Origin of the sequence: Saliniramus fredricksonii (assembly GCF_900094735.1) — a bacterium.
In the GTDB taxonomy this organism is placed as follows: Bacteria; Pseudomonadota; Alphaproteobacteria; order Rhizobiales; family Beijerinckiaceae; genus Saliniramus; species Saliniramus fredricksonii.
Map to the genome: position 1 here is coordinate 584,435 of NZ_FMBM01000001.1, position 25,841 is coordinate 610,275.

Sequence of the window (25,841 nt, forward strand, 5' to 3'; positions counted from 1 at the left end):
CAACGGGATGTTAATTTTAACAATCAATGAATGAGATTTTAACTTCCTGTTTACCCTAACGCGAAAGACTCACCTCACGATGACGGAGAAAGCCGGATCGGCCACGCGGTCGAATCAGCTGATCCCGGATCGGGGTCCGGCGCGAAGGGGCGGCGCCGGAACCGGGTGAACAATCTGTCCCACCGTTCGAGAGCGCAGCGATGCGGCACAACGTCCAGAGCAATACCCCCTGGTATCTGGAGGGACTTGATCCCGATACACGCGATGCCGCTCGTGAAGCGGCGCGTCGCTCGGGCATGAGCCTCGACGAATGGCTCCAGGCAACGATCTCCGATCGCGCAACACGCGCTTTCAGCGAACGTGGCCATCCCGAACGGGGTTACCCGGAGCGCGGCTATCCCGAACGGGGTTACCCGGAGCGGGGCTATCCGGAGCGGGGTTACGCCGAGCGCGAACCGGCCGAGCCCGCACCCACGGTGCGCCGTCGTGCCGCTCCCGCCCGCAGCCAGGCGCCTCAGGGTTACGGCTCGGCTTATGACGAGCTCGACGCCATTGCCGCACGCATCAACAAGGCGACGCGCCAACGCGGCCAGGCTCCCGCCGGCCAGCGCGCGGAAGGGCGCTCCCCCGAAGGACGTGCCGAGGGACGCGCTGCCCAGCACGGCGGCATCGACGCCATCGTCAGCGCCGTTGCCGGCGAGACCGAGCGCCGCAGCCGCGAATCCAATGCCCGCACCGCCGAGGCGCTCGATTCCGTGGTGCGCTGGATCGAGCGCAACGAAGAGCGCATGAACGAGAGCACGCGCACGCTTTCGGAGAGCACGCGTATGGCGCTCGAGCGCCAGGACCACACCGCGAACGTGCTCGGTGAAGCGCTGGCCATGATGACCAAGCGCCTCGACGATATCGAACACAAGGTCGTGGACGGCCAGCAGCCCTCCATCAGCGCCGCCTTGCAGGCCGTGGAGAAGGTCGAGGCGCATCTGGCCCGGCTCAGCGAGAGCCAGGCCCAGACCAAGGCCGAGATCGAAGCCGCCCGCGCAGCCCAGGCCGAACAGACCCGCCGCGATGCCGACCGCGGCAATGCGGCCGAACAGGCCGCACAGGAAGCCGAGCGCCGCGCCCAGGAGGAAGCGCAGGCCCTGCTCGGACGCCAGCAGGAAACCATCGAGAATGCCCTGCGCTCCTTCGAGGATCGCATCGCCGCGATCACGGAGAAGCTCGCCGAAACCAATTCGCGCAGTCAGGAGGCGCAGGCACGCCATCCCGCGCGGGGCGAAGCCACCGACAAATCCGCGCGCGAACGTCCCCGTTCGGGCCTCGCTGCCGAGTTGCAGAGCGCGGTGGCCGAAATCCGCGCCCGCCAGAGCGCGCTCGATGCCGAGGACCAGAATACCAGCCGGCGCAATACGGAGGAGATGCTCTCCACCCTGCGCGGTGACGTGGCCCGCCTCGGCGCCCAGTTGCAGGCGGTGAAGGAAACCGGAAGCCGCGAGGGCGAGCAGAGCCGGCGTGCCGTTGCCGATATCGGCAAGGACGTTCGCAATGATCTCGATGCCCTGTCGCAGAAACTCGAAGGCCTCGCGCGCAACGACGAACTCGCCGATCTCGAGGAATCCCTGTCCGAACTGACCCGCGAGGCCATCCGCGCCGCCGATGCCGGCCGCGACAAGGAGCTCGCGCGTATCAACGGTCTGATCGAGCGCGTCCAGACCGAGATCGCCGGCATTGCCGAGGCCACTGCCGAAGGCGTCCATGCCAGGATCGCCGAGGATTACCGCAAGCTCTCGGCCCAGATCGAGACGCTGGGCAGTTCCGATCGTGAACTCGCCGCGACGCTCACCCGCGAACTGGAAGCGATGCGCAGCCTCTATGGCCAGCTCGCCGATCCGAGCCGGGTGGACGAGCTGAACGCACAGCTGCGGGAATTGTCACATCGGGTCGGCCACATGGCGCGCGGCCAGATCGACGCGGTGGAATTCGCCACGCTTCGCAGCGCCGTCGACGACATTCGCGGCGCGGTCAAGGCGTCGCGGGCGACACAGGCCGATGCCGATCAGATCCGCGAGCAGTTCGGCAATCTGTCCGGCAAGCTCGATACGCTCTCCGAGCGCATGCCGCAGGTCGACCTCTCCCTGCTCGGGCGTCAATACGAGGACCTGGCCGGGCGGATTTCGCAAATTGCGGCCAATGACAGCCGCGCGGAGATCACATCGCTCGGCGAGCGGGTCGAGAGCATGGCCGGACGGCTCGAGGAGCTCGCCGGACGGCTGAGCGGCAAGCAGGCCGAGGCGATGGCGCGCGAAGTCGCGGCGATGTCGGCGGATCTGCAGAACCTGCCCCAGGCCGGCAGTGCGGAACTCGGCGCGCTGGCCCGGCAATTCGAAAGCCTCAACACCAAGATCGACGAGCTCGCCGCCCGCCCGGCCAATGCGGATCTCAGCCCCGTGGCGCGTCAGATCGAAGCGCTCGAGCGCAAGCTCGACGAGACCTGGCAGGCCCGCACCACTGCTCCGGAAGTGCCGGCGGAAGTGCTCGCCCGGCTGGACGAGCTCGCCGCCCGGATCGATCGTATCGGCAATGCCGAACGCCCGGATTTCGAGCGTGAGTTCAAGCAGCTTCAGAGCAACCTCGAAGCGGCCATGGCCTCGTCGAGCGCCCGGCCCCCGGTCGGTTTCGAGGCGCTGATGGAGCGCATGGACCAGATCGACGAGAATCTGCGCGCCGTCGATCTGCGCAGTGAAGTCCGTCCGCTGGAGGATATGCTCTATCAGCTCGCCGCCCGGCTCGACGCCGCCGAGCAGCCCAATGCGGGCCTTGAAGCGATCGACGCCCTCGAAGCGCAGATCTCCGAGATCGCCAAACGCCTCGAGAGCGAGCGCGATGCCGACGCCGAGCCGAGCCCGCTCGACAAGGCCATGGACGATCTCATGCGCCAGATCGAGAGCATGCGCGAAGGCGCCGTCGAGGCGGCGGAACGCGCGGCCAAGGCCGCCATTGCCGATACGCTGGAGGCCTTGCCGAAGGGCGATTCGCCCGGAGAGATCGACTTCCTCAGCAAGTCTCTGGCCGATCTGAAGGATCTCCAGAATGCTGCGGAACAGCGCAGCATGGACACGCTCGGCAGCGTCCAGGGGACGCTCGACAAGCTGGTCGAGCGGCTGACGCTTCTGGAAAGCAAGGCGCGCGCACCGCAACCTGCCAAAGCCGAACCCGCCAATGCGCAATCCGCCAAGGCCCAACCCGCCAAGGCCCAACCCGCCAAGGCTCAACCCGCGAAGGCCGAACCCGCCAAGGCCCCGGCAGCAGCGCAGGCTGCGGAGCATGCGGACGCGCCGCGCGGACCGATGACGCCGGCCCAGCTTCTCGACCAGCTGAAGGCGCAACGCGGCGCCTCGTCTCAGGCGGTGCAGGCGAATGGCAAGCAGACGAATGGCAAGCACGCGAATGGCCTGAAGCCCTCCGATGCCGCTCAGATCAAGGCGAGTCCCGTCATTGCGGGTGAGGTCAGTGCCCATTTCCGGACGGATGGCTTCGACGATGCCGATCGCCCCTTCGCCACGGTCGGCTCGCTCGGTGACGATACCCTGATCGAGCCCGGTGCCGGGCGCCCCGGTCAGGCGCCCGCAAAATCCGGCGCGCAGGATGCGGAGACGGAATCGGCGGAGATCAAGGCGAACTTCATTGCCGCCGCGCGCCGCGCCGCCCAGAATGCCGCAGCGGAAGCCGCTGCCGCGACCCGCAAGGAATCCTCCCGGGATGTGCGCGACAAGGCACGCGGCGTCGCCGGTGAAGGCAAACTGTCGGCATCGAAGCCGGGCACCGCGCGGAATGCGGGCAACAAGGCCGGTGAGAAGGCCGGCGCCGAGAAGGCGGTCGCCGGATCGCGCCGCCGTCCGCTGCTGATGGCGGCTGCGGCGGTGGTTCTCGCAGCCGGCGCCTTCCAGATCGCCCCGCATCTGATGCAGGGCGATGAGCGCAATCGGATCGCGGAAGTCGTACAGGATGATACCGACGCGGTTCTGGCCGATATCGCGGATGCGCAGACGACGCAGACCGAGGACGCGCGTCCGGACGACGCGCTCCCCGAAGCCGCGCCCATGCTCGAGACGGCGGATGCGGGCATCATCACCGCCGAAACGGATGCGCAACCGGCCGAAACCGCCTCGATCGATGCCGGATCGCCGGCAAACGAGAGCTTCGATCCCGGCGCCCTGCCGAGCATCGTCGGCATGGAAACCCTGCTCAACCGGGGCAATGCGACGCGCAGCGCCGATGGCCAGGTCCCTGTTCTGCCGCCGCGCCGGGATGTCGGGCAAGGTGATTCAGAACAGGCCGGTTCGAAAAATGAGGCCGGCTGGGTGCTCGCACCGGAGAGCGAGCTGCATCCCAATATCGTCTCGGCCGACGAGATCCCCTCCGGGCGCGGTCCGGCGGATATCCGCGAAGCCATGCTGGCCGGCGATGTCACCGCAGTCTACGCCTTCGCCAATATGGCGGTCGACGGCAACGGCATGTCGCGCGATCCCAAGCTCGCGGCCAAATTGTTCGAGCGTGCTGCGGCACATGGGCTTGTGCCGGCGCAGTACCGGATCGGCAATCTCTACGAGAAGGGGATCGGCGTGAGCCGCGACTACGCGCTGGCCAGCCTCTGGTACCAGCGCGCGGCGGAGAACGGCAATGCCCGCGCCATGCACAATCTGGCCGTGCTGATGGCCGAGGGCGTTCAGGGCAACCCGGATTTCGCCGGGGCGCTGGACTGGTTCCGCCAGGCCTCGGAGCTGGGTATCCGCGACAGCCAGTACAACCTCGCCGTTCTCAAGGCGCGCGGCATGGGGACCGAGCAGGATCTGGCGGGTTCCTACAAATGGTTCGCCATCGCCGCCCGGGAGGGTGATTCGGATGCGGCGGAAAAACGAGACGAAGTCGCCGCGAGGCTCGATTCCCGTGAGCTGGCCATGGCCGAAGCCGAAGTCGAGGTCTGGCGCGCCCGCGAGCCGGATCCGGCAGCGAACAACGTGGCGATGCCGATGCGCATGCCGGGGCCGCAATCGTCCCGCCAGGCCATGGTGACCGATCCCGCAAGCTGAAGCGGGCGTCACATCACTGCCATATGGTGGTGAAAAAGCACATCTGCACCGGCGCGGGGCTTGATTCCCGTGCCGGTTCGTCGCGTATGGTGACGATAAAGGTAACGCGCCCGTGCAGATCTATCTTCCCATCGCCGAAATGTCGGTCAGCGTCTTTCTCCTTCTGGGGCTGGGCGCGGCGGTCGGTTTCATATCGGGTTTGTTCGGTATCGGCGGCGGTTTCCTGATGACGCCGTTGCTGATCTTTCTGGGCATACCGCCGGCCATCGCCGTGGCCAGCCAGATGGCGCAGATCGTGGCCTCCTCCACGACGAGCGGACTCGCCGCCTTTCGGCGCAAGGCCCTCGATATCAAACTCGCCTCGTTGCTGACCGTGGGCGGGCTGGTCGGGACCGGGCTCGGTATCTGGTTCTTCGCCGCCGCCCGCGCCGCCGGCCAGCTCGATATCGTGATCGTGGTCTCCTACGTCACCCTGTTCTCGGTGGTCGGCGGGCTGATGCTGGTGGAGAGCCTCAAGGAGTTCTGGTCGAGCCGCAAGGGCAAGGTGCGCTCGCGCAGGCGGGCCGGGGAGCATCCCGCCTATCTCGGTCTGCCGCTGCGCATGCGCTTCCACCGTTCGCAGCTCTATGCCAGCGTGATCCCGCTTCTCGGGGTCGCCTTCTTTGTCGGATTCGCCGGCGCGGTGCTGGGTATCGGCGGCGGCTTCATCATGGTGCCGGCCCTGCTCTATCTCTTCCGCGTGCCGACATCGATGGTGGTGGGCACATCCCAATTCCAGATCCTGTGGGCGAGCACGGCGGCCCTTCTGCTGCACGCCATCGCCAACCAGGCCGTCGATGCCGTGCTCGCCTTCATCCTGATCATCGGCGGTGTGTTCGGGGCGCAATTCGGCGCCCGCGCCAGCCGGCATCTGCGGGCGGACATGTTCCGCTTCCTGCTCGCCTTGCTGATCCTCGGCGTCGGCCTGCGTTTCGCCATCGAACTGGTGCTGCGCCCGACCGAGCTGTTCTCGATCGCGAATGGAGGCTAGAGCGGATGCATCATGATCGCCCCGCCCCCATTCGCCCCGGCGCCGCCGCACGCCTGCTGCATGGTCTGGCTGCTGCCCTGGCGGCGCTCGTCGCGCTGGCAGCGGCGGATACCGCCCGCGGCGAGGGGCTGGTGATTTCCCTGTCGAACCATCAGGTGATGATCACCTCGAACTATACCGGCTCGCAAATCACCGTGTTCGGCGCCGTGCAGCGTGACGAACAGACCATCGCCCGCACGACCGGTTACGATGCCGCCGTGATCGTGCGCGGGCCACGCGTCGATGCGGTGACGGTGCGCCGCAAGGAACGGCTCGGGCCGATCTGGATCAACCGCTCGCAACAGACCTTCATGGACATCCCGCGCTATCTCGCCATCCTCTCCTCGCGACCGCTCGATGAACTGACGAGCGAGATCATGCGGATGCGCCTGCACCTCGATCTGGATCCGACCATCGCCTCCCGCAGCGAATCCGGAGAGTCCGGAGCCCTGCTGTACCCACGTGACGCGCCCCCCGAATATGCCGAAGCGCTGGTCCGGCTGCGCATGCAGGAGGGGCAGTATTTCGAAATCGGACGCGGGGTGACCTTCATCACGCCGACGATCTTCCGCGCCGCGATTCCCCTGCCTGCGGGGGCGCCGCCGGGGAATTACGAGGTCGAGACGCTGCTCTTCTCCGACGGGGTCCAGCTGTCGCGCGACATCACCAATTTCGAGCTGGTCAAGACCGGCTTCGAGCAGCGCGTCGCGGTCTGGGCGGAGACGCGGGCCGCCGCCTACGGGTTTCTCACCGTGCTCATGGCGATTTTCTTCGGCTGGATCGCGAGTGTGATCTTCCGCCGCGACTGAGGGACGCCGCGCCGTTTTCCGACTGCGGCACCGTTACGACACGCCTTTCCCCTTGCAAGCGCGGCGACAGGCGTTAAGTCTCGCCCGGGGGCCAGCGCCCGGGGCGCATGATGACGGCCTTTATCGGATCCGATCAAACCGCCGCGAAGAGATCATGACCACGAGCGCCAAGACCATCCCGCCCTTTCCCCGCATGCTCGGCCTCGCCGGGCTCGCCCCCTTCTGGCTGCTTGCGCTCGCGCTGGTCACCGGCATCGGATTTGGTACCGCTCCCGACAGCCTGCGCTTCGCCCTTGCCGCCTATGGCGCGGTGATCCTCTCCTTCACCGGCGGGATTCGCTGGGGCATCGCCGTGACGATGGAGGAGCAGGCGAATGCCGGGCGCGAATACGTGATCTCGGTGATCCCGGCGCTGCTGGCCTGGGGTGCGCTGCTGCTGCCACCCTCCTGGCAGTTGGGCAGCCTCGCCGCGCTGATCGTGATCGCGGGGCTGATCGATTACGGCATGGTCTGCCGCGAGAATGCACCGGAATGGTTCGGCAATCTGCGCCTGATCCTCGCCGGCGGGGCCGCCGCCGCCCTGATCCTCGCCGCATTGGCGGGGTGATACGGGGTTGATTCCCGCGCCCGGTCCTGCGAAGCCCTTGCGGCGATGACCGCCGCGAGGATGCATTCATGACCAAGCCGCTCTCCCTGTCCAAGGACAAGATCCGGATCCTGCTCCTGGAGAACGTCCATGATTCCGCCGTCACGCTGATCCGCAATGCCGGTTACGGCGCGATCACGCATCTGCCCAAGGCGCTCGATGCCCAGGCCTTGCGCGAGGCTTTGGCCGGGGTGCATATTCTGGGGATCCGCTCGCGGACGCAGATCACGGAAGAGGTTCTGGAGGCCGCCGACAAGCTCATCGCCATCGGCTGTTTCAGCGTCGGCACCAACCAGGTCGATCTCGATGCCGCCACCCGGCGCGGCATACCCGTCTTCAACGCACCGTTTTCCAACACCCGTTCCGTGGCCGAACTGACGCTCGCGGAGATCGTCATGCTGATGCGGCGCACCGTCCCGCGTTCGATCAGCGCCCATGCCGGCGGCTGGGAGAAATCCGCCAATGACAGCCACGAGGTGCGCGGCAAGGTGCTCGGCATTGTCGGCTACGGCAATATCGGCAGCCAGCTCTCGACGCTGGCCGAGAGCTTCGGCATGAAGGTGATCTATTACGATCACACCGAACGCCTGCGCCACGGCAATACCGAGCCGGTCGATTCCCTCGACGCCCTGCTCGCGCAGGCCGATGTGGTCACCCTGCACGTGCCCGAGACGCCGGCGACACGCGACATGATCGGCGCGCGCGAATTGCGCCGCATGAAGCCGGGCGCCTTCCTGATCAACAATGCACGCGGCAGCATCATCGATCTCGACGCGCTCGCGCAGGTCTTGCGCGACGGCCATCTGCGCGGCGCGGCGGTCGACGTGTTCCCTGTCGAACCCGGCTCGAATGCCGAGCCTTTCTCCAGCCCGCTGCAAGGGCTCGACAATGTCATCCTCACCCCGCATGTCGGCGGCTCCACGGTGGAGGCACAGGAGCGGATCGGCGCGGAAGTGGCGCGCAAGCTCGTGGATTACTCCGATATCGGCGCCACGATGGGGGCCGTGAACTTTCCCGAAGTGCAGCTTCCCGCCCGTCCGCACGGGGCGCGTTTCATGCATGTTCACCGCAACACGCCCGGCATTCTCGCGCGGATCATCGATATTTTCGCCGGCAAGGGCTTCAACATCGTCGGGCAGTTCCTGCAGACGCAGGGCGAGCTCGGTTATGTGGTCGTCGAACTCGACGCCGTGCCCCCGGATACACGCGGGCTGCTCGCCGAATTGCGCGCGCTGCACGGCACGATCCGCGCGCGCGTGCTGTATGTGCGCGATTGAGCAGCACGCGGGGTGACTCGAGGATTTCGCGTTAACCCTTGATTCACTTTGTCGGGTCGGGGCAGCGGCGCGCATTGCCTTCCACGCCCCGTGAAGGCAACCTGCAGCGATCACACGTGATCGTGAGGGGTGTGGTTATGCTGCGCGCTTTGCTCGAAGCCCGGCTCCGGCAACCTCGCGGCATGGCCCGCGCGGCGCGGCGTGCCTCATGGCTGGCGCTCCTGTCCCTCAAGCTCTTGGCCCTCGTCGCCGGCCTGACCACGCCCCCGTCGCCGGCAAGAGCCGCGACCTCCGATCCCGATCCCGTCGATGTGGCGCTGGTGCTCGCCGTCGACATCTCCTTCTCGATGACCATGCACGAACTCGCCCTGCAGCGTGACGGCTATGTCGAAGCCTTTCGCGATCCGCGCGTGCATGCCGCCATCGCCGCCGGACCGCATCAGCGCATCGCGGTGAGCTATCTGGAATGGGCCGGGGCCGCGACCCGGGAGGTGATCGCGCCGTGGCGGATCATCGGCGGGCCGGACGATGCTGAAGCCTTTGCCGATTTCCTCGCCGAACAGCCCCTGCGCCGCACCCGCCGCACCTCGATCTCGGCGGCACTCGCCGAGGCGGCTTCGCTTTTCGAGACATTGCCCGCAACGCCCCTGCGCCGGGTGATCGACATGTCCGGCGACGGGCCGAACAATGAGGGACGCATCGTCACCATCGCGCGCAACGAGACGATTGATGCCGGCATCACCATCAACGGGTTGCCGATCATGCTCGCGCGCGGCGGGGCGCTCGATATCCCCGATCTCGACCATTATTACATCGATTGCGTCATCGGTGGCCCCGGCGCCTTCATCGTGCCCTTGCGCGCCCATGACGAGTTTACCGAGGCGATCCGGCGCAAACTGATCCTGGAAATCGCGGATCTGACACCCCCGCGCCCCCTGATCCACCGCGCCGGCGAGCGCCCGGGCGCGGATTGCCTGATCGGCGAACGCATGTTCCAGGATTGGCGCGAGCGCAACCAGATGCGGTGATTCGCGCCCTATTGGCGCAACCGAGCATAAACATCACCCGAATTCGCTTGCGCTGGCAGCGCATCAATGGTGGCTGCGAGGGAATCCGCATCCTGCCAGGTCCCCGTGAGCATCTGGCTCTCGCCGAGTGCGAAATCGAACCTGTAATCGCCCAGCCGCGCGAGCTGGGCGAGGCAGTCGTGCACGATGCCGCGCTGGATCGTGGTGAATTCGAAGGAGAGCGCTGGCAGCGGCTGGCTGAGCCCGGCGAGCACCGCGGCCTCGAACCCCTCCACGTCGACTTTGGCGAAAGCGGGCATGCCGTATTGCGCGATCAGGCTGTCGAGGCTGACCAGCGGGACCGTGATCATGTGATCCCAGGTTTGCCCCTCCCATCCCGGCGCACCGGCGGCGGCCTCCAGAAATTCCGATGAGGCGGTGCTCACGGTTGGATTGGCGCTGTTGACATGCAGGGTGATCTCCCCCGGCTGCGGCCCGACGGCGGCGCGCAGCAGCGTCACATCGGCATCGCGGCCATGGATCAGCCGAAGCGCCCGCATGGCGCCCGGCTGCGGCTCCAGCGCCACCACTTTCGCGCCGAGACGGCGGAAACTCGCGATCCGGTCGCCCACATGGGCACCGATATCGAAGACGAGGTCGCCTGATCCGACAAACCCGGCATAGAGCGCATCCATCTCTGCCGCGCGTTCCCGATCACCGTAATAGACATGCAGCGATCGCCCGATGGCCCGGGCAGTTCCCGGCGGGCGCACAGGGCACAACGTATCAGGGTCAGACATCGGCATATTCTCCGGCGGGCTTTGCGACATCGTGATCATCCTTTTCCCAGGTTCCCGCAGCACGTTGATCTGGCATGCCGGTGGTCTGAAGCGCCTCTGCGCGCGTATTGTTCCCGTTCGCCCGTTGCTGATGAACCCGTAACGCTTGACCTGCGTTAGCAACAGGCACACTTCTTCGCGAACGTCCACGTTTCGCACACGCTCAGGATATTTCAGGATCACAGCGAACTCATGACCGGCAATCCCGACGCGTCAGCGGCCCTGACGGCCCATGCCCTGTATTACGTCGCAAAGCGCCAGGCGGTTTTGCAGGAGACGCCGCTGCCATCGCCGGCGCAGAGCGAGGCGCGGGTGAAAACCCTGTGGAGCGGCATCAGCCGGGGGACCGAACGACTCGTCTTCGAGGGCAATGTGCCCCACGACGAAAGCGAGCGCATGCGCGCGCCCTTTCAGGAGGGGGATTTCCCCTTCCCCGTCAAATACGGCTATTGCGCCGTCGGCGAAGTCGAGGACGGTCCGGCGGAATGGCGCGGGCGCCAGGTTTTCTGCCTGCATCCGCATCAGACCCGCTTCAACGCGCCGCTCGCCATGCTCGCGCCCCTGCCCGAGGGCCTGCCGGCGCGCCGGGCGGTGCTCGCAGCCAATATGGAGACCGCGCTCAACGGTATCTGGGATTCCGGCGTCGGGCCGGGCGCACGCGTCATGGTGGTTGGCGGCGGAGTGGTCGGGCTGATGCTCTGTGCGATCCTCTCGCGCATGCCGGGCGTCGAGACGGTGCTCGTCGACATCGATCCGCAGCGCGCCGCGCTGGCTGCACATTTCGGCATCGGGTTCTCCAAGCCGCTGGATGCGCCGGACGAGATGGATGTCGTCTTTCACGCGTCTGGCGTGCCGGCGGGCCTGTCCTGCGCGCTCGCCTGTGCCGGCACCGAGGCACGGATCGTGGAGATGAGCTGGTACGGGTCGCAGACCGTGCCTGCCCCGCTCGGTCTTGCCTTTCATTCACGCAGGCTGTCGCTGATCTCGAGCCAGGTCGGTTCGGTCGCACCGGCTTATCGCGCCCGCTGGAGCCATGCCCGTCGCCTCGCCAAGGCGCTTGAAATGCTCGCTGATGACAGGCTCGATGCCCTGATCACGGGCGAGATCGCCTTCGCCGATCTGCCGCAGGCCCTGCCCGATCTGCTCGCACCGGGTGCCGCCGGCCTGTGCACCGCCATTCGCTACTGAGTAACCTGAAAAGAGGAGACGCCGCATGTTCGCCGTCGAAGTCCGCGACCACGTCATGATCGCCCACAGCTTCAAGGGAGACCTGTTCGGTCCCGCCCAGAAGCTGCACGGGGCAACCTTCGTCATCGATGTCGCCTTCTTTCGCAAGGAACTCGGGCCGGAAGGCGTCGTGGTCGATATCGGACGCGCGCATGAGGCGCTCAAGGCCACGCTCGGCCCGCTGAATTACCAGAATCTCGACGAGCTGCCGCAATTCGCGGGCCAGAACACCACCACCGAATTCCTCTGCAAGCACATTTTCGACGCGATGGCGCAGGCGGCGACGAGCGGCGCGCTCGGGCCGGGATCGGAGAAAATCGCGAAGATCCGCGTGCTGATCGGCGAATCGCATGTGGCGCGGGCCTGGTACGAAGCCGAGCTCGCCGGCTGATCCGTCATGCGCAAAGCCTGTTTCCTGATCCCGGGCGATCTCGCCGCGCCCACCGGCGGCTATGCCTATGCCCGGCGCATCCTGCCGCTGATGGACGCGGATGGCGTGGATCTGCGCCACGTGGCGCTGCCCGGCGGTTATCCGCATCCGGGGGAGGCCGATCTCGCGGCCACGCGGGAGGCGCTTGCGGATTGCCCGGATGATGCCGTGCTGCTGATCGACGGGCTGGCGCTGGGCGCCATGCCGCCGGACATGGTCGCGCCTTATGGCAGGCGCATCGCCGCGCTGGTGCATCATCCGCTCGGCCTGGAAAGCGGGCTTGACGCGGCGCGTGCCGAGGCCCTGATCGAAAACGAAGCCGCCGTACTCGGCCATTGCAGGCGCATCATCGCCACGAGCCGGCTCACCGGCGAGACGCTGGCGGCGGATTTCGGCGTCATGCCGGAAATGATCACCATTGCCGAGCCGGGCACGGATCCCGCAGCGCCAGCCGAAGGCTCACCTGCCGGCGCGCCGCTCTCGCTCGTCGCCGTCGGTGCCGTCTCGCCGCGCAAGGCCTATCCGCTGCTCGTCGAAGCGCTCGCCGCCTGCGCGGCGCAGAACCCCTGGCATCTCACCATCATCGGCGCGCATGACCGCGATCCGGACGAGGCGGCAAGGTTGCGCGAGACCATCGACCGAAACGGACTCGGCGATCACGTCACGCTTGCCGGCGCGGTGGATGATGTGGCGCTCGCGGCACATTATCACGGCGCGGATATCTTCGTGTCCGCCTCGCTCTATGAAGGCTATGGCATGGTGCTGGCCGAGGCCATGGCGCGCGGCTTGCCGATGGTGATCTCCACCGGCGGCGCGGCGGCGCAGACGGCGCCGGACGATGCCGCGCTGAAAGTACCGCCCGGCGACGGGTCCGCCCTCGCGGGCGCCTTGTCGCGCATCATCGATGACGAAGCTCTGTGCCGCCGTCTCGCCGGCGCTTCAACCCGTGCCGGCGCCGCCCTGCCGCGCTGGCACGATACCGCGCGCATTGTCGCCAACGTTCTCAGGGATATCAGTGCATGACCGGTTTTTCCGCCGATTGGCTCAGCCTGCGCGAGAGCGCCGATCACGCGGCGCGCAACGGCGCTCTCGTGGACAAGCTCGCGGAGCATCTCCGCAGCGCGGGTGGCGCGCGCGACAGCGTCGAGATCATCGATCTCGGCTGCGGCACGGGCTCGAACCTGCGCGCCATCGCCCCGGCGCTGCATCAGCGCCAGCAGAACTGGCGTCTCGTCGATCACGACGCCGGGCTGCTCGTGGCCGCGCGCGAGCACCTCGCCGCCTGGGCCGACGAGGCCTTGCGTGACGGCGATGCGCTCGAACTGGTCAAGGGTGAGCGCAGGCTGCACGTCTCCTTCATCCAGGGCGATCTCGCCCGCGATCTCGACCCGGTGCTCGACCCGCCCCCCGATCTCGTCACGGCGGCGGCCCTGTTCGATCTGTGCGCACGCGACTGGATACGCTTCTTCGCCAATGCCGTGACCCGCCGGCGCTGCGCCTTCTACACGGCGCTCACCTATGATGGCCAGGAGATCTGGCAGCCGCCGCATCCGGCAGATTCCGCCATGCTCGCCGCGTTCCATGCCCATCAGGTCACGGATAAGGGTTTCGGCCGCTCCGCCGGCCCGGAGGCGACGCAGGCCCTGTCGCAATCCTTCGAAAGCCTTGATTACACGGTCGAGACCGCTGGCAGCCCATGGCGGCTCACGCCTGACGATGCGGCACTGATTGCGGCTCTGGCGGAAGGTCAGGCGCAGGCGGTGCGGCAGGCCGGACTGGTCGAGCAAAGACAGGTCGAGGACTGGCGCGCGGCCCGCACCGGATCGGGCGTGACCTGCACCATCGGTCATCAGGACCTGCTGGCGCTGCCAGGCTGAGCGCCAGGCAATGAATTGGAGCGTTCGGCCTGACGCCGTCAGGCCGGAACGCACACTACACCCCTTACCCGGTAACCCGATCGACCTTGGCGATGATGCGTTTGGCACGCAATTCGGCGATGATGCCGTTGAGATGCTTGAGATCCCAGACCGAGAGATTGATCTGGATATCGGTGAAGTCCGGGGTGCGGCGCTTCATGGCGAGGTTGTCGATATTGCCGTCGTGATCGGCGATCGCCTGGGCAATCTGCGCGAGTGATCCCGGCTCGTTGATCGATTGCAGCTGAATCCGCGCGGGAAAGCGCTGCGTCGCGATCGCCTCGACGTCCCAGCGCACATCGACCCAGCGATCGGGCTCGTTGTCGAAGGCTGCCAGCGCCCCGGACTGGATCGGGTAGATGGTGATGCCCTCGCCCGGCGTGATGATGCCGACGATCCGGTCTCCCGGCACGGCCCCGCCCTCCGGGGCGAAGCGGATCGGGAGATCCCCGTCGAGGCCGCGAATCGGGATGGCGTATTCGTCTTCCGGGCCATGCGGGATCTGGATCTTGACGAAACTCTCCTCGGATGGCGCCTCCCCGTCGGCGGTTTCACGCAGGGAGGCAGCGCTGCGGCGCTCATCCGTATAATCCGGATAGACCGCCCGGACCACATCCCCGGAAAACATCTCGCCGCGTCCGACGGCGGCCATCACATCCTCGATCGAACCTCGCGCGAGACGCGGCAGGGCCGCGGCGATCTTCTCGTTGGAAAAGGCCTTGCCGGCACGCTCGAAGGCCCGCTCCAGGATCTGGGAGCCGAGCCCGGCATATTGCTTGCGGACAGCGGTGCGCGTGGCGCGGCGGATGGCGGCGCGCGCCTTGCCCGTCCTCACCAGCGATTCCCATGCCGCCGGCGGCGTCTGCGTCGTGGCGCGGACGATCTCGACCTCGTCGCCATTGGCGAGTTCGGTCAGAAGCGGTGCCATGCGTCCGTTGATCTTGCAGCCGACCGCCGTGTTGCCGACATCGGTATGCACGGCATAGGCGAAATCGATCGGCGTGGCCCCGCGCGGCAGCGCGATCAGCCGGCCCTTGGGGGTGAAGCAGAAAACCTGATCGTGGAAGAGTTCGAGCTTGGTATGCTCGAGAAACTCTTCCGGATTATCGCCCTCGGCCAGAAGATCGATGGTGCGGCGCAGCCATTGATAGGCGCGGCTTTCGGCCACGAAACGCGCGATATCCGCGCCTTCCTTGTAGAGCGCATGCGCCGCGATGCCGTATTCCGCGATCTCGTCCATCTGGCGCGTGCGAATCTGCAATTCGACGCGCTGCTTGCCAGGGCCAACCACGGTGGTATGCAGCGAACGATAGTCGTTCTGCTTGGGGGTGGAGACGTAATCCTTGTAGCGCCCCGGCACCATCGGCCAGGTGGTGTGCACCACGCCGAGCGCCCGGTAGCAATCGTCGATCTCGTCGACGATGATGCGGAAGCCGAAAATATCGGATAATTGCTCGAAGGCGACGGACTTGCTCTCCATCTTCTTCCAGATCGAATAGGGCCGCTTGCGGCGCCCGTGCACCTGTGCCGTGAGCCCCTTGGCGGCGAGCAGCGAACCGAGAATGCGTTCGATCTCTTCGACGAGACGTTCGTTTTTCTGCGAGACGTCTTCGAGGCGCTTGCTGATGGTCTGCCAGGCTTCGGGGCGCAGGTGCTGGAAAGCCAGCTCCTCCAGCTCCTCGCGCAATTCCTGCATGCCCATGCGGCCCGCGAGCGGCGCGTAGATCTCGAGGGTTTCCTCGGCAATGCGGGGGCGCTTCGCTTCGGGCATGAAGCCCAGTGTGCGCATGTTGTGCAGCCGGTCGGCGAGCTTGACGAGCAACACACGCACATCCTCGGCGATGGCGAGCAGCAGCTTGCGGAAGTTCTCCCCCTGCGCTGCGCGCTTCGAAACGAGGTCGAGCCGCTTGATCTTGGTGAGCCCGTCGACGAGGGCGCCGATTTCCGGATTGAACAGCCGGGTGATCTCTTCCAGCGTGGCCTCGGTATCCTCGATCGTGTCGTGCAGCACGGCGGCGATGATGGTGGCATCGTCGAGGCGCAGATCCGTGAGGATCGCCGCGACCTCGAGAGGATGGGCAAAGAACGGGTCGCCGGAGGCGCGCTTTTGTGAGCCATGCGCCTGCATGGCGTAGATATAGGCCTTGTTGAGCAGAGCCTCGTCGGCCTGCGGGTTGTAGCGCTTCACCCGCTCGACGAGCTCGTATTGCCGCATCATGCGCAGCACACTCCGTTACCCTCGCATTCACGCGCCCGCCACGGGCGCGCAATACCATCACTCCGGCATTCTGTCGCAATGATGCGCACCGGTCTGTTTCATGGCTTAGTCATGATGCGCGCATCTGGCAATGCGCGCGGTCGCCTCAGCGGGGGCGCAGGACGCAAAAACCGCTCCATGATGATCATGAAGCGGCTTCGCAGCACCGACAGGCGGCCCGGACGCGGCGATCAGCCCTGATCGTCCTCATCGCGCTTGGCCGGGGGCTGCAGACCTTCGAGACCCCGCAACAGGTCTTCCTCGCTCATGCGATCGAAAGATACGTCCGAATCGTCACCACCGCCGGCGGTGGCGGCCGTGTCGACCGCGCCTTCACCCGCCTGCGGCGCGTTGAGCATTGGCACCGTTTCGGCTTCCGGTTCGTCCACCTCGACATAGCTCTGCATCGAATGGATCAGCTGCTCACGCAGGTCTTCCGGCGAAATCGTCTCGTCGGCCACTTCGCGCAGGGCGACGACCGGGTTCTTGTCGCGATCGCGGTCCACGGTGAGCGGCGCGCCGGAGGAGATCATCCGGGCCCGGTGCCCGGCCAGCAGGATCAGTTCGAAACGGTTTTCGACCTTGTCGACGCAATCTTCGACAGTCACGCGAGCCATGGGCGGCTCCTCTCATTCGGGGAAAGATCTTTCAACCCGGCTCCATACAGGCTCTCACGCTCCGAGACAAGGGGCTGGCGCACGAAAACGCAGGCGCGGGGCGCGCGCAGCGCCTCACTGGCCGGCCATCACCTCGATATCGCGGTCGAGACCGGTAACGACGGAGAAATCGCGGGTATAGACCGCGCCGTCATGCCGGGCGATCACGACGTAATCACCCTCGGCCAGCGTGACGCTGGGAAAGGCGCCGATCGCCTCGCGGACCACGTCCCCCCCTGGCGTCAGCACGCTGAAGGCCGTACCGGCGAAGGCTTCGCCGCCGGCATAGCCGACGAGTTTCAAGGTCACGGTGGCGGCGCGGTGGTTGAGCGTCGCCTCGGTGATCTGCCCGGTTTCGACATCGACATCGGTGCGCATGATGGAATTGGCCTCGCCGAAGGTCGAGACCACGTGATAGCTGCCCGCAGGCAGGCGCACCATCTCGTCACCACGCACATTCGCGGCGACGAGGCGCCCCTCCTCATCCTCGCCGACGGGGACGAAGACCGAATAGCTGATCTGCTCAGGCGGGACCGGGTTATCCGACACGATTCCGCGCACCGCCAGTGCGCCGGCACTGACCCGCAGAACCTCCGCCACGTCGCTCCATTGCATCGTGATGCGCCGCGTCGCTGAGGCATAGCCGTAGGAGACATGCACGGTGTAATTGCCCGGTATCAGCCGGAATTCCGGTCGCGGATCATCGCTGCGCGCCACGAGCACCGGCCGGTCCTCGCCGAACCGGTCCTCGAAGACGCGCCAGATCAGACCCGAGGCAATCGGTGTACTGGTCTCTCCGAATACGGCTTCGAGGCGCATCGTCCCTGTCTGTGGCAGCAATTGCCGCTGCAGGATCGGATCGCCGCCGGGCTGGCCGAGCCCTTCGAACATGAAGCGCGTGCCGCTCTCCCCGCTCTGGGTCTGGGCCAAAGCGACGCCCGCCGGCATCCCGGAGCCGGGAAGAAAAGGTGCCGTCAGGCTGAGCATGACCGTCATGATCACCACACCCAAAGCCCGCATCGCCCGATACTCCCCCTGGTTTCCCCGCATCTGCCCGGCGCGCCGCCGGGCACGTCACGCAATCCATCCGATGCCTGCATCATGGGCGGGACGAAAATGAGGCGGATCACCCGCGAGAGCAAGTCGTGATATCGCGCACGTCGCGATCCCGGACCGGTCCCGGTTGCCGGTCATGCCAAACCCGTTTATGGCGCAGCCGCGATTGACGTGCGCGCGGCCGGCGTCACAATCAAGCCGATTCTTCAACGCATCCTGAGGATGAGCCCCAATGGCGCTTCGCCGCTTCTTCGAGGATTTCACCCGCGGCACCACGGAGATCCACGGGCCCCTGAGCGTCGATCAGGCGGCGATCATCGCCTTCGCGCGGGAATTCGATCCCCAGCCCTTTCATCTGGATGGGCATGCGGCCCGCGAGAGTTTCGTCGGCGAACTGATCGCCTCCGGCTGGCACAGCTGTGCGCTGATGATGCGGCTTCTGGCCGACGGGATCCTGCAGGACGCCGCTTCGATGGGCGCGCCGGGCATCGAGGCGGTACGCTGGCTGCGCCCCCTGCGCCCCGGCGATGCCGTGCGGCTGCGCGCCAGCGTGCTGGAAGCCCGGCGTTCCGAAAAGCGTCCCGGCATGGGCCGCATCCGCTTTCGCTTCGAACTGGTCGCCGCCGATGATACCGTCCTCGTCGACCAGACCAACTGGATCATGTTCGGCACCCGCGATGCGCAAGCCGCCGCCCCCATCCGTTACGGCAAGGGGCCGCAGGCCGCCGATCCTGACGGCGCCTCTCCCGTGTCCGAGGGCGCCGGCGGCGATCACCCGCCTGCCGATGCGGCGCAGACGCCGCCGATGCCGTTCTGCGAGGATCTCGTGATCGGTGAAGAGGCCGCGCTCGGTTCCTACGTCTTCACCCCGGACAACATCATCTCCTTCGCCCGCAAATTCGACCCGCAGCCGTTTCACCTCGACGAGGCGGCCGCGCGCGAAAGCGCCTTCGGCGGGCTCTGCGCCTCGGGCTGGCATACGGCGGCGGCCTGGATGAAATGCATGGTCGGGCATCGCGAGCGCGGGCGTGAAGCCGCCTTGCGTGCCGGGTTGCCGGTGCCCGAACTCGGGCCCTCGCCGGGATTTACCGATCTCGTCTGGCGACGCCCGGTCTATGCCGGCGATGTGATCCGCTATCACAGCCGCATCACCGATTGCCGGCCCTCGCGTTCGCGTCCCGGCTGGGGTCTGGTTTTCTCGCACAATACCGGGATCAACGCGGCGGGCGAGACCGTTTTCGCCTTCGCTGGCTGCGTCTTCTGGAAGGCCCGCAGCTGAAGGCGATTGCGGGGCGCGCGAGCATGGACTACACACCCGGATCGGGCTAGACACCGGACGGGCGGGGTTTTCTCGAGGATGTTGCGCGACCGCTGCGGTGCGCGCCTGCGGCGATGTGGACGAAAGCGTGAGCGAAAAACCCAAAAACAAGCCGGCCAAGGACGAGAATTCCGTTTATGAATCCGTCAAGGTCATCATCCAGGCGCTTCTCATCGCGGTGGTGATCCGCACGCTGCTGTTCCAGCCCTTCAACATTCCGTCGGGATCGCTGATTCCGACCCTGCTCGTGGGCGACTATCTGTTCGTCTCGAAATATTCCTACGGCTATTCGCGCCATTCCCTGCCCTTCAGCCCGCCACTCTTCGAAGGCCGGATCTTCTCCTCCGAGCCCGAGCGCGGCGATATCGCCGTCTTCAAGCTGCCCACGGACAACAGCACCGATTACATCAAGCGCGTGATCGGTCTGCCCGGAGATACGGTGCAGATGATCGATGGCCGGCTGCATATCAACGGCGAGATGGTGGCGCGCGAGCCGGCGGGTACCTATCGCGCGCGCGATGCGTTCGGGCGCACCACCGAGGCGACGCGCTATCGCGAGACTTTGCCCAATGGGGTGTCGTATTTCATCATCGAGCGCGAAAACGATCGCGGCTTCTGGGACAATACCGAACTCTATGAAGTGCCCGAGGGCCATTTCTTCATGATGGGCGACAACCGCGACAATTCCACCGATTCGCGTGAATTGCGCGCGGTGGGCTATGTTCCGCTCGAGAATTTCGTGGGCCGCGCGGAGATCATCTTCTTCTCGCTGGAGGAGGGCGCTTCCGGCTGGCGGGTGTGGGAATGGCCTCTCACCGTGCGCTGGGACCGCCTGTTCACCGGGATCGAATGAGACCGGCTGTGCGGGGGGCGAACCGGGAGCGTCAGACGAGGAAGCCATCATGACGAGGCGCAGCGGCAGAACCGATCTCTCCGGGCTCGAAACCCGCATCGGCCACCAATTCGCCGACATCGCCCTGCTTGAAGAGGCGCTGACGCATACCAGCGTGGCCCGCACTGCAGATGGGCGGATGGTGAACTACCAGCGCCTGGAGTTCCTGGGCGACCGCGTCCTCGGTCTGATGATCGCCGATATCCTGTTCCACCGCTTCCCCGAGAGCAAGGAAGGTGAGCTTTCGCGCCGGCTCTCGGAACTCGTGCGCCGCGAGACCTGTGCACAGGTGGCAGAGAACTGGGATGTGGGGCCGCATATCGTCTTCGGACCCGGTGTGGCGCGCACGGCCAGCCGCGCCAACCGCTCGATCCTCGCCGATATCTGCGAATCGGTGATCGGAGCGGTCTATGTCGATGGAGGCTTCGCCTGCGCGCGGGCGGTGGTGCAAAACGGCTTCAGCGACGCTCTCGAGGGCTCGGCCCGCACACGCCGCGACCCGAAGACCGCGCTGCAGGAATGGATTCAGGGACGTGGCGGCGAACCGCCGCGTTATGCACTCGTGGAGCGCAGCGGGCCGGAACACGCCCCCAGCTTCACCATCGAGGTCATCGGCGACGGGGTGACCCCCGTGCGCGGCACCGGCACCAGCAAGCGCGCCGCCGAACAGGATGCGGCGGAGAAAGCTCTGGTTTCGCTCGGTCTGAGAAAGGAAGAGGCGCGTGTCTGACACCCCCACCCGCGCTGGTTTCGTCGCCCTGATCGGCGCGCCGAATGCCGGCAAGTCGACACTCCTGAACCAGCTTGTCGGCTCCAAGGTCTCGATCGTCTCGCGCAAGGTGCAGACCACCCGCGCACTGGTGCGCGGCATCGCCATGGCCGGGCAGGCGCAGATCATCTTCGTCGATACGCCGGGCATCTTCAAGCCGCGCCGGCGGCTCGACCGGGCGATGGTCACCTCCGCCTGGGGCGGTGCGGCGGATGCGGATGTGGTCTGCCTGCTGATCGATGCACGACGCGGCATCGACGCGGAGGCGGAGGCGATCCTGGAAAAGCTCGGTGAAGTCCGCCAGCCGAAGATCCTGATCCTCAATAAAATCGATCTGGTGGCCCGCGACAGCCTGCTGGCGCTTGCGGCCGCGGCCAACGAGAAAGCCGGTTTCGACCATACCTTCATGATCTCCGCCCTGCGCGGCGACGGCGTGGACGATCTCAACACCACACTCGCCGGCCTGATGCCGGAAGGGCCTTGGCTCTATCCCGAGGATCAGGTCTCGGAGGCCCCCCTGCGCGTGCTGGCCGCCGAGATCACCCGCGAGAAGATCTACGACCGGCTGCATCAGGAACTGCCCTATGACGCGCATGTCGTTACCGAGAGCTGGGAGAACCGCAAGGATGGCTCGGTACGCATCGAGCAGACCGTCTTCGTGGCCCGGGAAAGCCAGCGCAAGATCGTGCTCGGCAAGGGCGGACAGACCATCCGCGCCATCGGCCAGGCCGCCCGCGTCGAGATCGCCGAAGCGGCGGAATGCCCCGTCCATCTCTTCCTCTTCGTGAAAGTCCGCGAGAACTGGGCGGACGATCCCGAGCGCTACCGCGAAATGGGGCTCGAATTCCCCAAAGGGGCGTATTGAACCCGGCATGCCGGGCCCTTCCTGCTCCAGGCAAAGCCCATCCTGCTTCAGGCGAAGGCGCGCGCCGCCACCCGCCGGACGGCGCGCCAGCCGTCCCAGAGCCTGCGATTCTGCTTAAAGGCACGCTTCCCGTCGCGTGAAAAGCGCAGGGCGCGATCGTAGATGCGACCGCGCGCCGTGATCGCCGTGCTGCTCTCACAAAGCGTGATCGGGTCGCACCAGGCCTGCTTGTAACGCTCGTCACCGACGCCGAGGTCGAGCCCGGTCAGGCCCTCGGCACAGGCATGCGCGATCAGATCGTGCAGGGCGAGATCGCCGGGGCTGAATTTCTCGTAGGCCATATCGAAGGAATTCGTGAAGCAGCTGAAATCGCCGTTCAGGCATACGCCGAAATAGGTCGCGATGATGTCGTCGCCGGCGAGGAGATGGAAAGCGCTCATGGGCGCGTCACGGATGGTCTTTTCGCAGCCGGCTTCGAGGAGTTCCTGCATGAAGGCCGCCGCTCCCGGCCTGTCGAAAAAGCTCGGAATCCCGCAGGCCTGCTTGCGCGCATCCCGCTGCGCTATTGCCGCGAGGAGCACCCGCCGGCACGTGGCGATATCCCGGGCGCGCCTGAACTGTACGGGCCCGGCGGCATTCTCCAGGTGGGCACGCTTGCGTCGCAGCAGTTTCAGGGCCTTGCGCGAGCGGCGCGCCAGAGCCAGGGCCTCGAAATCGGGCTGCAGATCGAGGCGGTAGCTCGCGCTCGGGCTGGGTGTCGCACCGGGGGCGAGGAAGGGATTCTCCCGCCCGCTCCATGTTTCGGGCATGTTCGGATAGACGATGGTATCCGCGCTGATGACCGCGCCGATGCGCTGCATCAGATGGTCACGCTCGAGCGCCGTCAACCGCGCCACGCTCACGGAATTCCACAGCGGGATCTGCCAGTTGAAATGCCGGGCACCGACGGGATAGGCCACGTTCAGCCCGAGGCTGCGCTCCAGCACGAGCGGCATCACCGCCAGCGGCGTGCCCTCGCGGAAAAGACTGACGATACGCAGATTGCCGCGATTGCGCGCTTCACAATGCGCCCACCAGGCCCGCGTCCAGCAGTGCCTTTGATAGGGTGAAGCCACGGCACCGTTCTGGAGATCGTGCCACCAGGCGCTGCAGGCCTCGAAGTCACCGTCCACCCGGATCTCGATAGGCTCCTGCGAAGTAGGGCTGTCCATTGTTGCGCCGGTCCGAGGTCTGAACACACGAATCCCGCAATGCGCCTGACGCTGCGGAAGACATCAATGTTAGACGCAAAAGATTGACGCTTCCTTTGCTTGCACGCACAAGACCGTCGCCACCACCTCAAGCTGCTGCGCGGCGGATGATTCTGAGCAGTTCGCGCTGGATCGTCTCGTTGCCGCACAGCACCGAGCCCTTGGTCAGCATGTCGGCGCCGCCCTCGGTATCGCTGACATAGCCGCCCGCCTCACGCACCAGGATCAGTCCTGCGGCGATGTCATGGCTGGCGAGATGGCGCTCCCAGTAGCCGTCATAGCGCCCTGCCGCCACATAGGCGAGGTCGAGCGCGGCAGAGCCCATGCGGCGCACACCGGCTGTCGCGGCCATCACGGCGCCGAGTTCGGCGAGGAACTGGGGATGGTTGCCGCGCCCGATGAAGGGGATGCCGCAGGCGATCACGGCCTCGATCATCTCCTGGCGCGCGGCGACACGCAGCCGCCGGTTGTTCATGAACGCGCCCTGGCCCTTTTCCGCAGCAAAGATCTCGTCCTTGATCGGATCGTAGATCACCCCTGCCACGATCTGGCCCTCGCGCTCGAGGCCGACGGAAATCGCGAAATGCGGGATTCCGTGCAGGAAATTCGTCGTGCCGTCGAGAGGATCGACATGCCAGACATGGCTTTTGTCGGTGCCTTCGACGACACCGGCCTCCTCGAGCTTGAAGCCGTAGCCGGGCCGCGCCTTCTCGAGCGCCTCGCGCAGGGTCTTCTCGGCGCGGTGATCGGCGACGGAGACGAAGTCCCCCGGCCCCTTGCGGGAGACCTGGAGATTCTCGACCTCGCCGAAATCGCGCTTGAGATTGCGCGAGGCCTTCATCACGGCATCGAGCATCACGGTCATCAGGGGGGAGCGGATCATGGCGGGAACTTTGCTTTCTCGGATGGTCAGCCGACCGGGCACGCCGGCATTGGCCGGATCGGCAGGCGGGAATGCGCGAAACCCATGTCGAAAACCACGCCGCGCCGGGCGCGTCAAGGGTTTCGCGCGCAGCCGGCTCAGGGGCGGCTCGGATGCGGGTCGATGGCGCGGCTGTAGAAGACAAGGGCCAGCGCCAGCGCGCCGGCAAGTGCGAGGAAGACCGCATGATAGGCCTGGGCCGGATAACCGCCGGCCGGATCGGGGGAAAACTGCGCGACGAGCAACCCGGTCAGGGCTTGTGAGACGAAGACGCCGCCCATCGTGGCGATGTTCATGAGGGTGATGCCGCGCCCGGTCAGCCGTTGCGGGAACAGCGCCTTGCCGTGTGACGTCACGATCGGGACATAGCCGAAGGCGAAACCGAACAGGATCAGCCAGGCCGTCAGAGCAAAGCCTTCGAGCTGCACGAGACCGGCCACGAGCAACAGGCCCGTCGCGATGATGCCGCCGGTGAGGGCCTGGCGCCGGTAGCTTCGAAACCAGCGATCCGCCGCGCCCCAGGCGAAGATCCCGATAATCTGGGCCGCAGCGGCGATCAGGATCAGATTGCCGCGTTCCTGCAGCCCCGCACCATAGACGTCACTCAGCCAGGGGCCCGCCCACAGCCCGACGATGCAGGCGAAAGCGGAATAGGTCGTGGCATGCAGGGCAAAGACCTGCCAGAAGGAGCGCACGCGCAGGGCTTCCCCGACCCCCTTCACGGCCTCGGCCCAGCTCTCGCGCGCCGGCTCCTCGCTGCTGCGCCGGACCGGCAAGGACACCATCACGGCGAGAATGATCAACGCCGTCAGCCCGGCCATGCCGAAAAAGGCGCCGCGCCAGCCGATCCAGGCCGAGACCGCCGCGAGCGGCGCCGTCGCGACCAGCGTGCCGAGCGAACCGGCGCCCAGCGTCAGGCTGGTGAGAATGGCGAAGCGCTCGGGCGGGAAACGGCGCGCATAAATCGCCAGCGGCCCCATGAAGAAACTGGAGCAGCCGAGCCCGATCAGCGCGCGCGCGGCGATCAATCCGGTTCCGGTCTGTGCCATGGCAAACAGCAGACTGCCCGCAAGGGCGATAGCGGCGCTCACGATCAGCGTGGCGCGCGCACCGTATCGGTCGATGGCGATGCCCACGGGAATCTGCGCAAGGGCGAAACTGAGAAAGAAGGCGGATGAGAGAAAGCCGAGCCGGCTGGCATCAAGGGCGAGTTCGCGCGCGAGATCCGGCCCGATCACACCGATGGCGCTGCGCTGGAACTGGCTGATCATATAGGTTGCGATCAGCGCCGCGAGGACGGCAACGACAGTGCCGCGCGTCATCGCCCGCATCCTGCCCGGCGCCGTCTCCGGCCCTGCGCCCGTTCTTCCGACGGGCCTCTCACCCTCGACCATCGCACTCTCCGTTCATCCGCGTCCGGTCAGGGCCATCTGCGGATGTGACATGACGTTCCCCCCTTTACCTTGTCGCGGTTGGGGCAGGCTTCGCGCAAGGGTCATGCAGGGGGCTTGCCGGATGCGCCCCGGTTGGTAAAAGCGCACGGTGG

The 25,841-nt window shown here is 66.4% G+C and carries 21 protein-coding genes; 14 read left to right on the forward strand and 7 right to left on the reverse strand.

Annotated features, from left to right (window positions below):
• Positions 1-200: 200 nt before the first annotated feature.
• From GA0071312_RS02675 to GA0071312_RS02700, 6 genes are all read left to right on the forward strand, one after another.
• Entirely contained in the window at positions 201-5,090 is a 4,890-nt protein-coding gene (locus tag GA0071312_RS02675) for an SEL1-like repeat protein (protein ID WP_074443510.1), read from the forward strand.
• Positions 5,091-5,202: 112 nt separating this feature from the next.
• The gene (locus GA0071312_RS02680; RefSeq protein ID WP_074443511.1) at positions 5,203-6,120 is read left to right on the forward strand and encodes a sulfite exporter TauE/SafE family protein; all 918 of its coding nucleotides are present in this window, start codon (positions 5,203-5,205) and stop codon (positions 6,118-6,120) included.
• A 5-nt stretch (positions 6,121-6,125) separates the two neighbouring features.
• Positions 6,126-6,968 (forward strand): TIGR02186 family protein, encoded by an 843-nt coding sequence (locus GA0071312_RS02685; protein ID WP_083204247.1) that lies wholly within the window; start codon positions 6,126-6,128, stop codon positions 6,966-6,968.
• A 154-nt stretch (positions 6,969-7,122) separates the two neighbouring features.
• Positions 7,123-7,575, forward strand: a complete 453-nt coding sequence (locus tag GA0071312_RS02690) for a DUF3429 domain-containing protein (RefSeq protein WP_074443512.1) — start codon at positions 7,123-7,125, stop codon at positions 7,573-7,575.
• 68 nt (positions 7,576-7,643) lie between these two features.
• Positions 7,644-8,891 (forward strand): phosphoglycerate dehydrogenase, encoded by a 1,248-nt coding sequence (gene serA, locus GA0071312_RS02695; protein ID WP_074443513.1) that lies wholly within the window; start codon positions 7,644-7,646, stop codon positions 8,889-8,891.
• Between the two features lie 137 nt (positions 8,892-9,028).
• The gene (locus tag GA0071312_RS02700; protein WP_165603938.1) at positions 9,029-9,919 is read left to right on the forward strand and encodes a DUF1194 domain-containing protein; all 891 of its coding nucleotides are present in this window, start codon (positions 9,029-9,031) and stop codon (positions 9,917-9,919) included.
• A gap of 8 nt (positions 9,920-9,927) precedes the next feature.
• Here GA0071312_RS02700 and GA0071312_RS02705 read toward each other — a convergent pair whose 3' ends face one another.
• Positions 9,928-10,698: an FkbM family methyltransferase gene (locus GA0071312_RS02705; RefSeq protein WP_074444158.1), complete on the reverse strand. Its 771-nt coding sequence runs from the start codon at positions 10,696-10,698 to the stop codon at positions 9,928-9,930.
• A 231-nt stretch (positions 10,699-10,929) separates the two neighbouring features.
• Here GA0071312_RS02705 and GA0071312_RS02710 point away from each other — a divergent pair, with 231 nt between their 5' ends.
• Genes GA0071312_RS02710 through GA0071312_RS02725 form a run of 4 tightly spaced genes read left to right on the forward strand, consistent with a single transcriptional unit; the run spans position 10,930 to position 14,271 of the window.
• Positions 10,930-11,925, forward strand: a complete 996-nt coding sequence (locus GA0071312_RS02710; RefSeq protein ID WP_074443514.1) for a zinc-dependent alcohol dehydrogenase — start codon at positions 10,930-10,932, stop codon at positions 11,923-11,925.
• A gap of 25 nt (positions 11,926-11,950) precedes the next feature.
• A complete protein-coding gene (locus GA0071312_RS02715) occupies positions 11,951-12,355 on the forward strand; it encodes a 6-pyruvoyl trahydropterin synthase family protein (protein ID WP_074443515.1) in 405 nt (134 codons plus the stop codon).
• Between the two features lie 6 nt (positions 12,356-12,361).
• Positions 12,362-13,417, forward strand: a complete 1,056-nt coding sequence (locus GA0071312_RS02720) for a glycosyltransferase family 4 protein (protein WP_074443516.1) — start codon at positions 12,362-12,364, stop codon at positions 13,415-13,417.
• Positions 13,414-14,271 carry a class I SAM-dependent methyltransferase gene (locus tag GA0071312_RS02725; protein ID WP_074443517.1) on the forward strand — a complete coding sequence of 286 codons (858 nt, stop codon included), beginning with the start codon at positions 13,414-13,416 and terminating at the stop codon, positions 14,269-14,271. Before GA0071312_RS02720 ends, GA0071312_RS02725 begins: the two co-directional genes overlap by 4 nt.
• 64 nt (positions 14,272-14,335) lie before the next feature.
• Here GA0071312_RS02725 and GA0071312_RS02730 read toward each other — a convergent pair whose 3' ends face one another.
• The 3 genes from GA0071312_RS02730 to GA0071312_RS02740 form a co-directional block, all read right to left on the reverse strand.
• Positions 14,336-16,528 (reverse strand): RelA/SpoT family protein, encoded by a 2,193-nt coding sequence (locus GA0071312_RS02730; protein ID WP_074444159.1) that lies wholly within the window; start codon positions 16,526-16,528, stop codon positions 14,336-14,338.
• A 230-nt stretch (positions 16,529-16,758) separates the two neighbouring features.
• Entirely contained in the window at positions 16,759-17,184 is a 426-nt protein-coding gene (rpoZ, locus tag GA0071312_RS02735; RefSeq protein WP_074443518.1) for a DNA-directed RNA polymerase subunit omega, read from the reverse strand.
• Positions 17,185-17,298: 114 nt separating this feature from the next.
• Entirely contained in the window at positions 17,299-18,243 is a 945-nt protein-coding gene (locus GA0071312_RS02740) for a hypothetical protein (protein ID WP_238947062.1), read from the reverse strand.
• Between the two features lie 268 nt (positions 18,244-18,511).
• Here GA0071312_RS02740 and GA0071312_RS02745 point away from each other — a divergent pair, with 268 nt between their 5' ends.
• The 4 genes from GA0071312_RS02745 (at position 18,512) to era (ending at position 22,123) form a co-directional block, all read left to right on the forward strand.
• Positions 18,512-19,558: a MaoC family dehydratase gene (locus GA0071312_RS02745; RefSeq protein WP_074443520.1), complete on the forward strand. Its 1,047-nt coding sequence runs from the start codon at positions 18,512-18,514 to the stop codon at positions 19,556-19,558.
• Between the two features lie 127 nt (positions 19,559-19,685).
• Positions 19,686-20,450 carry a signal peptidase I gene (lepB, locus tag GA0071312_RS02750; protein ID WP_074444160.1) on the forward strand — a complete coding sequence of 255 codons (765 nt, stop codon included), beginning with the start codon at positions 19,686-19,688 and terminating at the stop codon, positions 20,448-20,450.
• 49 nt (positions 20,451-20,499) lie between these two features.
• Positions 20,500-21,219 (forward strand): ribonuclease III, encoded by a 720-nt coding sequence (gene rnc / locus GA0071312_RS02755; protein ID WP_108721785.1) that lies wholly within the window; start codon positions 20,500-20,502, stop codon positions 21,217-21,219.
• On the forward strand, positions 21,212-22,123 hold the full coding sequence (era, locus tag GA0071312_RS02760; protein ID WP_074443521.1) for a GTPase Era: 912 nt from the start codon (positions 21,212-21,214) through the stop codon (positions 22,121-22,123). The genes rnc and era overlap by 8 nt, the downstream gene beginning before the upstream one ends.
• Positions 22,124-22,170: 47 nt before the next feature.
• Here the strand turns inward: era and GA0071312_RS02765 are convergent, their stop codons facing one another.
• The 3 genes from GA0071312_RS02765 to GA0071312_RS02775 all read right to left on the reverse strand — a co-directional run bounded on the left by GA0071312_RS02765 (position 22,171) and on the right by GA0071312_RS02775 (position 25,617).
• A complete protein-coding gene (locus tag GA0071312_RS02765; RefSeq protein WP_083204249.1) occupies positions 22,171-23,334 on the reverse strand; it encodes a GNAT family N-acetyltransferase in 1,164 nt (387 codons plus the stop codon).
• Between the two features lie 127 nt (positions 23,335-23,461).
• Positions 23,462-24,256 (reverse strand): inositol monophosphatase family protein, encoded by a 795-nt coding sequence (locus tag GA0071312_RS02770; protein ID WP_074443523.1) that lies wholly within the window; start codon positions 24,254-24,256, stop codon positions 23,462-23,464.
• Positions 24,257-24,393: 137 nt separating this feature from the next.
• Positions 24,394-25,617 (reverse strand): MFS transporter, encoded by a 1,224-nt coding sequence (locus GA0071312_RS02775; RefSeq protein WP_238947063.1) that lies wholly within the window; start codon positions 25,615-25,617, stop codon positions 24,394-24,396.
• Positions 25,618-25,841: the final 224 nt, after the last annotated feature.

Coding starts and splice junctions, on each gene's coding strand:
- GA0071312_RS02730 (WP_074444159.1), bottom strand. CDS start 16,528: ATGATGCGGCAATACGAGCTCGTCGAGCGGGTGAAGCGCTACAACCCG.
- rpoZ (WP_074443518.1), bottom strand. CDS start 17,184: ATGGCTCGCGTGACTGTCGAAGATTGCGTCGACAAGGTCGAAAACCGT.
- GA0071312_RS02685 (WP_083204247.1), top strand. CDS start 6,126: ATGCATCATGATCGCCCCGCCCCCATTCGCCCCGGCGCCGCCGCACGC.
- rnc (WP_108721785.1), top strand. CDS start 20,500: ATGACGAGGCGCAGCGGCAGAACCGATCTCTCCGGGCTCGAAACCCGC.
- GA0071312_RS02705 (WP_074444158.1), bottom strand. CDS start 10,698: ATGTCTGACCCTGATACGTTGTGCCCTGTGCGCCCGCCGGGAACTGCC.
- GA0071312_RS02765 (WP_083204249.1), bottom strand. CDS start 23,334: ATGGACAGCCCTACTTCGCAGGAGCCTATCGAGATCCGGGTGGACGGT.
- serA (WP_074443513.1), top strand. CDS start 7,644: ATGACCAAGCCGCTCTCCCTGTCCAAGGACAAGATCCGGATCCTGCTC.
- GA0071312_RS02710 (WP_074443514.1), top strand. CDS start 10,930: ATGACCGGCAATCCCGACGCGTCAGCGGCCCTGACGGCCCATGCCCTG.
- GA0071312_RS02715 (WP_074443515.1), top strand. CDS start 11,951: ATGTTCGCCGTCGAAGTCCGCGACCACGTCATGATCGCCCACAGCTTC.
- GA0071312_RS02745 (WP_074443520.1), top strand. CDS start 18,512: ATGGCGCTTCGCCGCTTCTTCGAGGATTTCACCCGCGGCACCACGGAG.
- GA0071312_RS02775 (WP_238947063.1), bottom strand. CDS start 25,617: ATGACGCGCGGCACTGTCGTTGCCGTCCTCGCGGCGCTGATCGCAACC.
- GA0071312_RS02720 (WP_074443516.1), top strand. CDS start 12,362: ATGCGCAAAGCCTGTTTCCTGATCCCGGGCGATCTCGCCGCGCCCACC.
- GA0071312_RS02700 (WP_165603938.1), top strand. CDS start 9,029: ATGCTGCGCGCTTTGCTCGAAGCCCGGCTCCGGCAACCTCGCGGCATG.
- GA0071312_RS02725 (WP_074443517.1), top strand. CDS start 13,414: ATGACCGGTTTTTCCGCCGATTGGCTCAGCCTGCGCGAGAGCGCCGAT.
- GA0071312_RS02675 (WP_074443510.1), top strand. CDS start 201: ATGCGGCACAACGTCCAGAGCAATACCCCCTGGTATCTGGAGGGACTT.
- GA0071312_RS02740 (WP_238947062.1), bottom strand. CDS start 18,243: ATGCGGGCTTTGGGTGTGGTGATCATGACGGTCATGCTCAGCCTGACG.
- GA0071312_RS02770 (WP_074443523.1), bottom strand. CDS start 24,256: ATGATCCGCTCCCCCCTGATGACCGTGATGCTCGATGCCGTGATGAAG.
- GA0071312_RS02690 (WP_074443512.1), top strand. CDS start 7,123: ATGACCACGAGCGCCAAGACCATCCCGCCCTTTCCCCGCATGCTCGGC.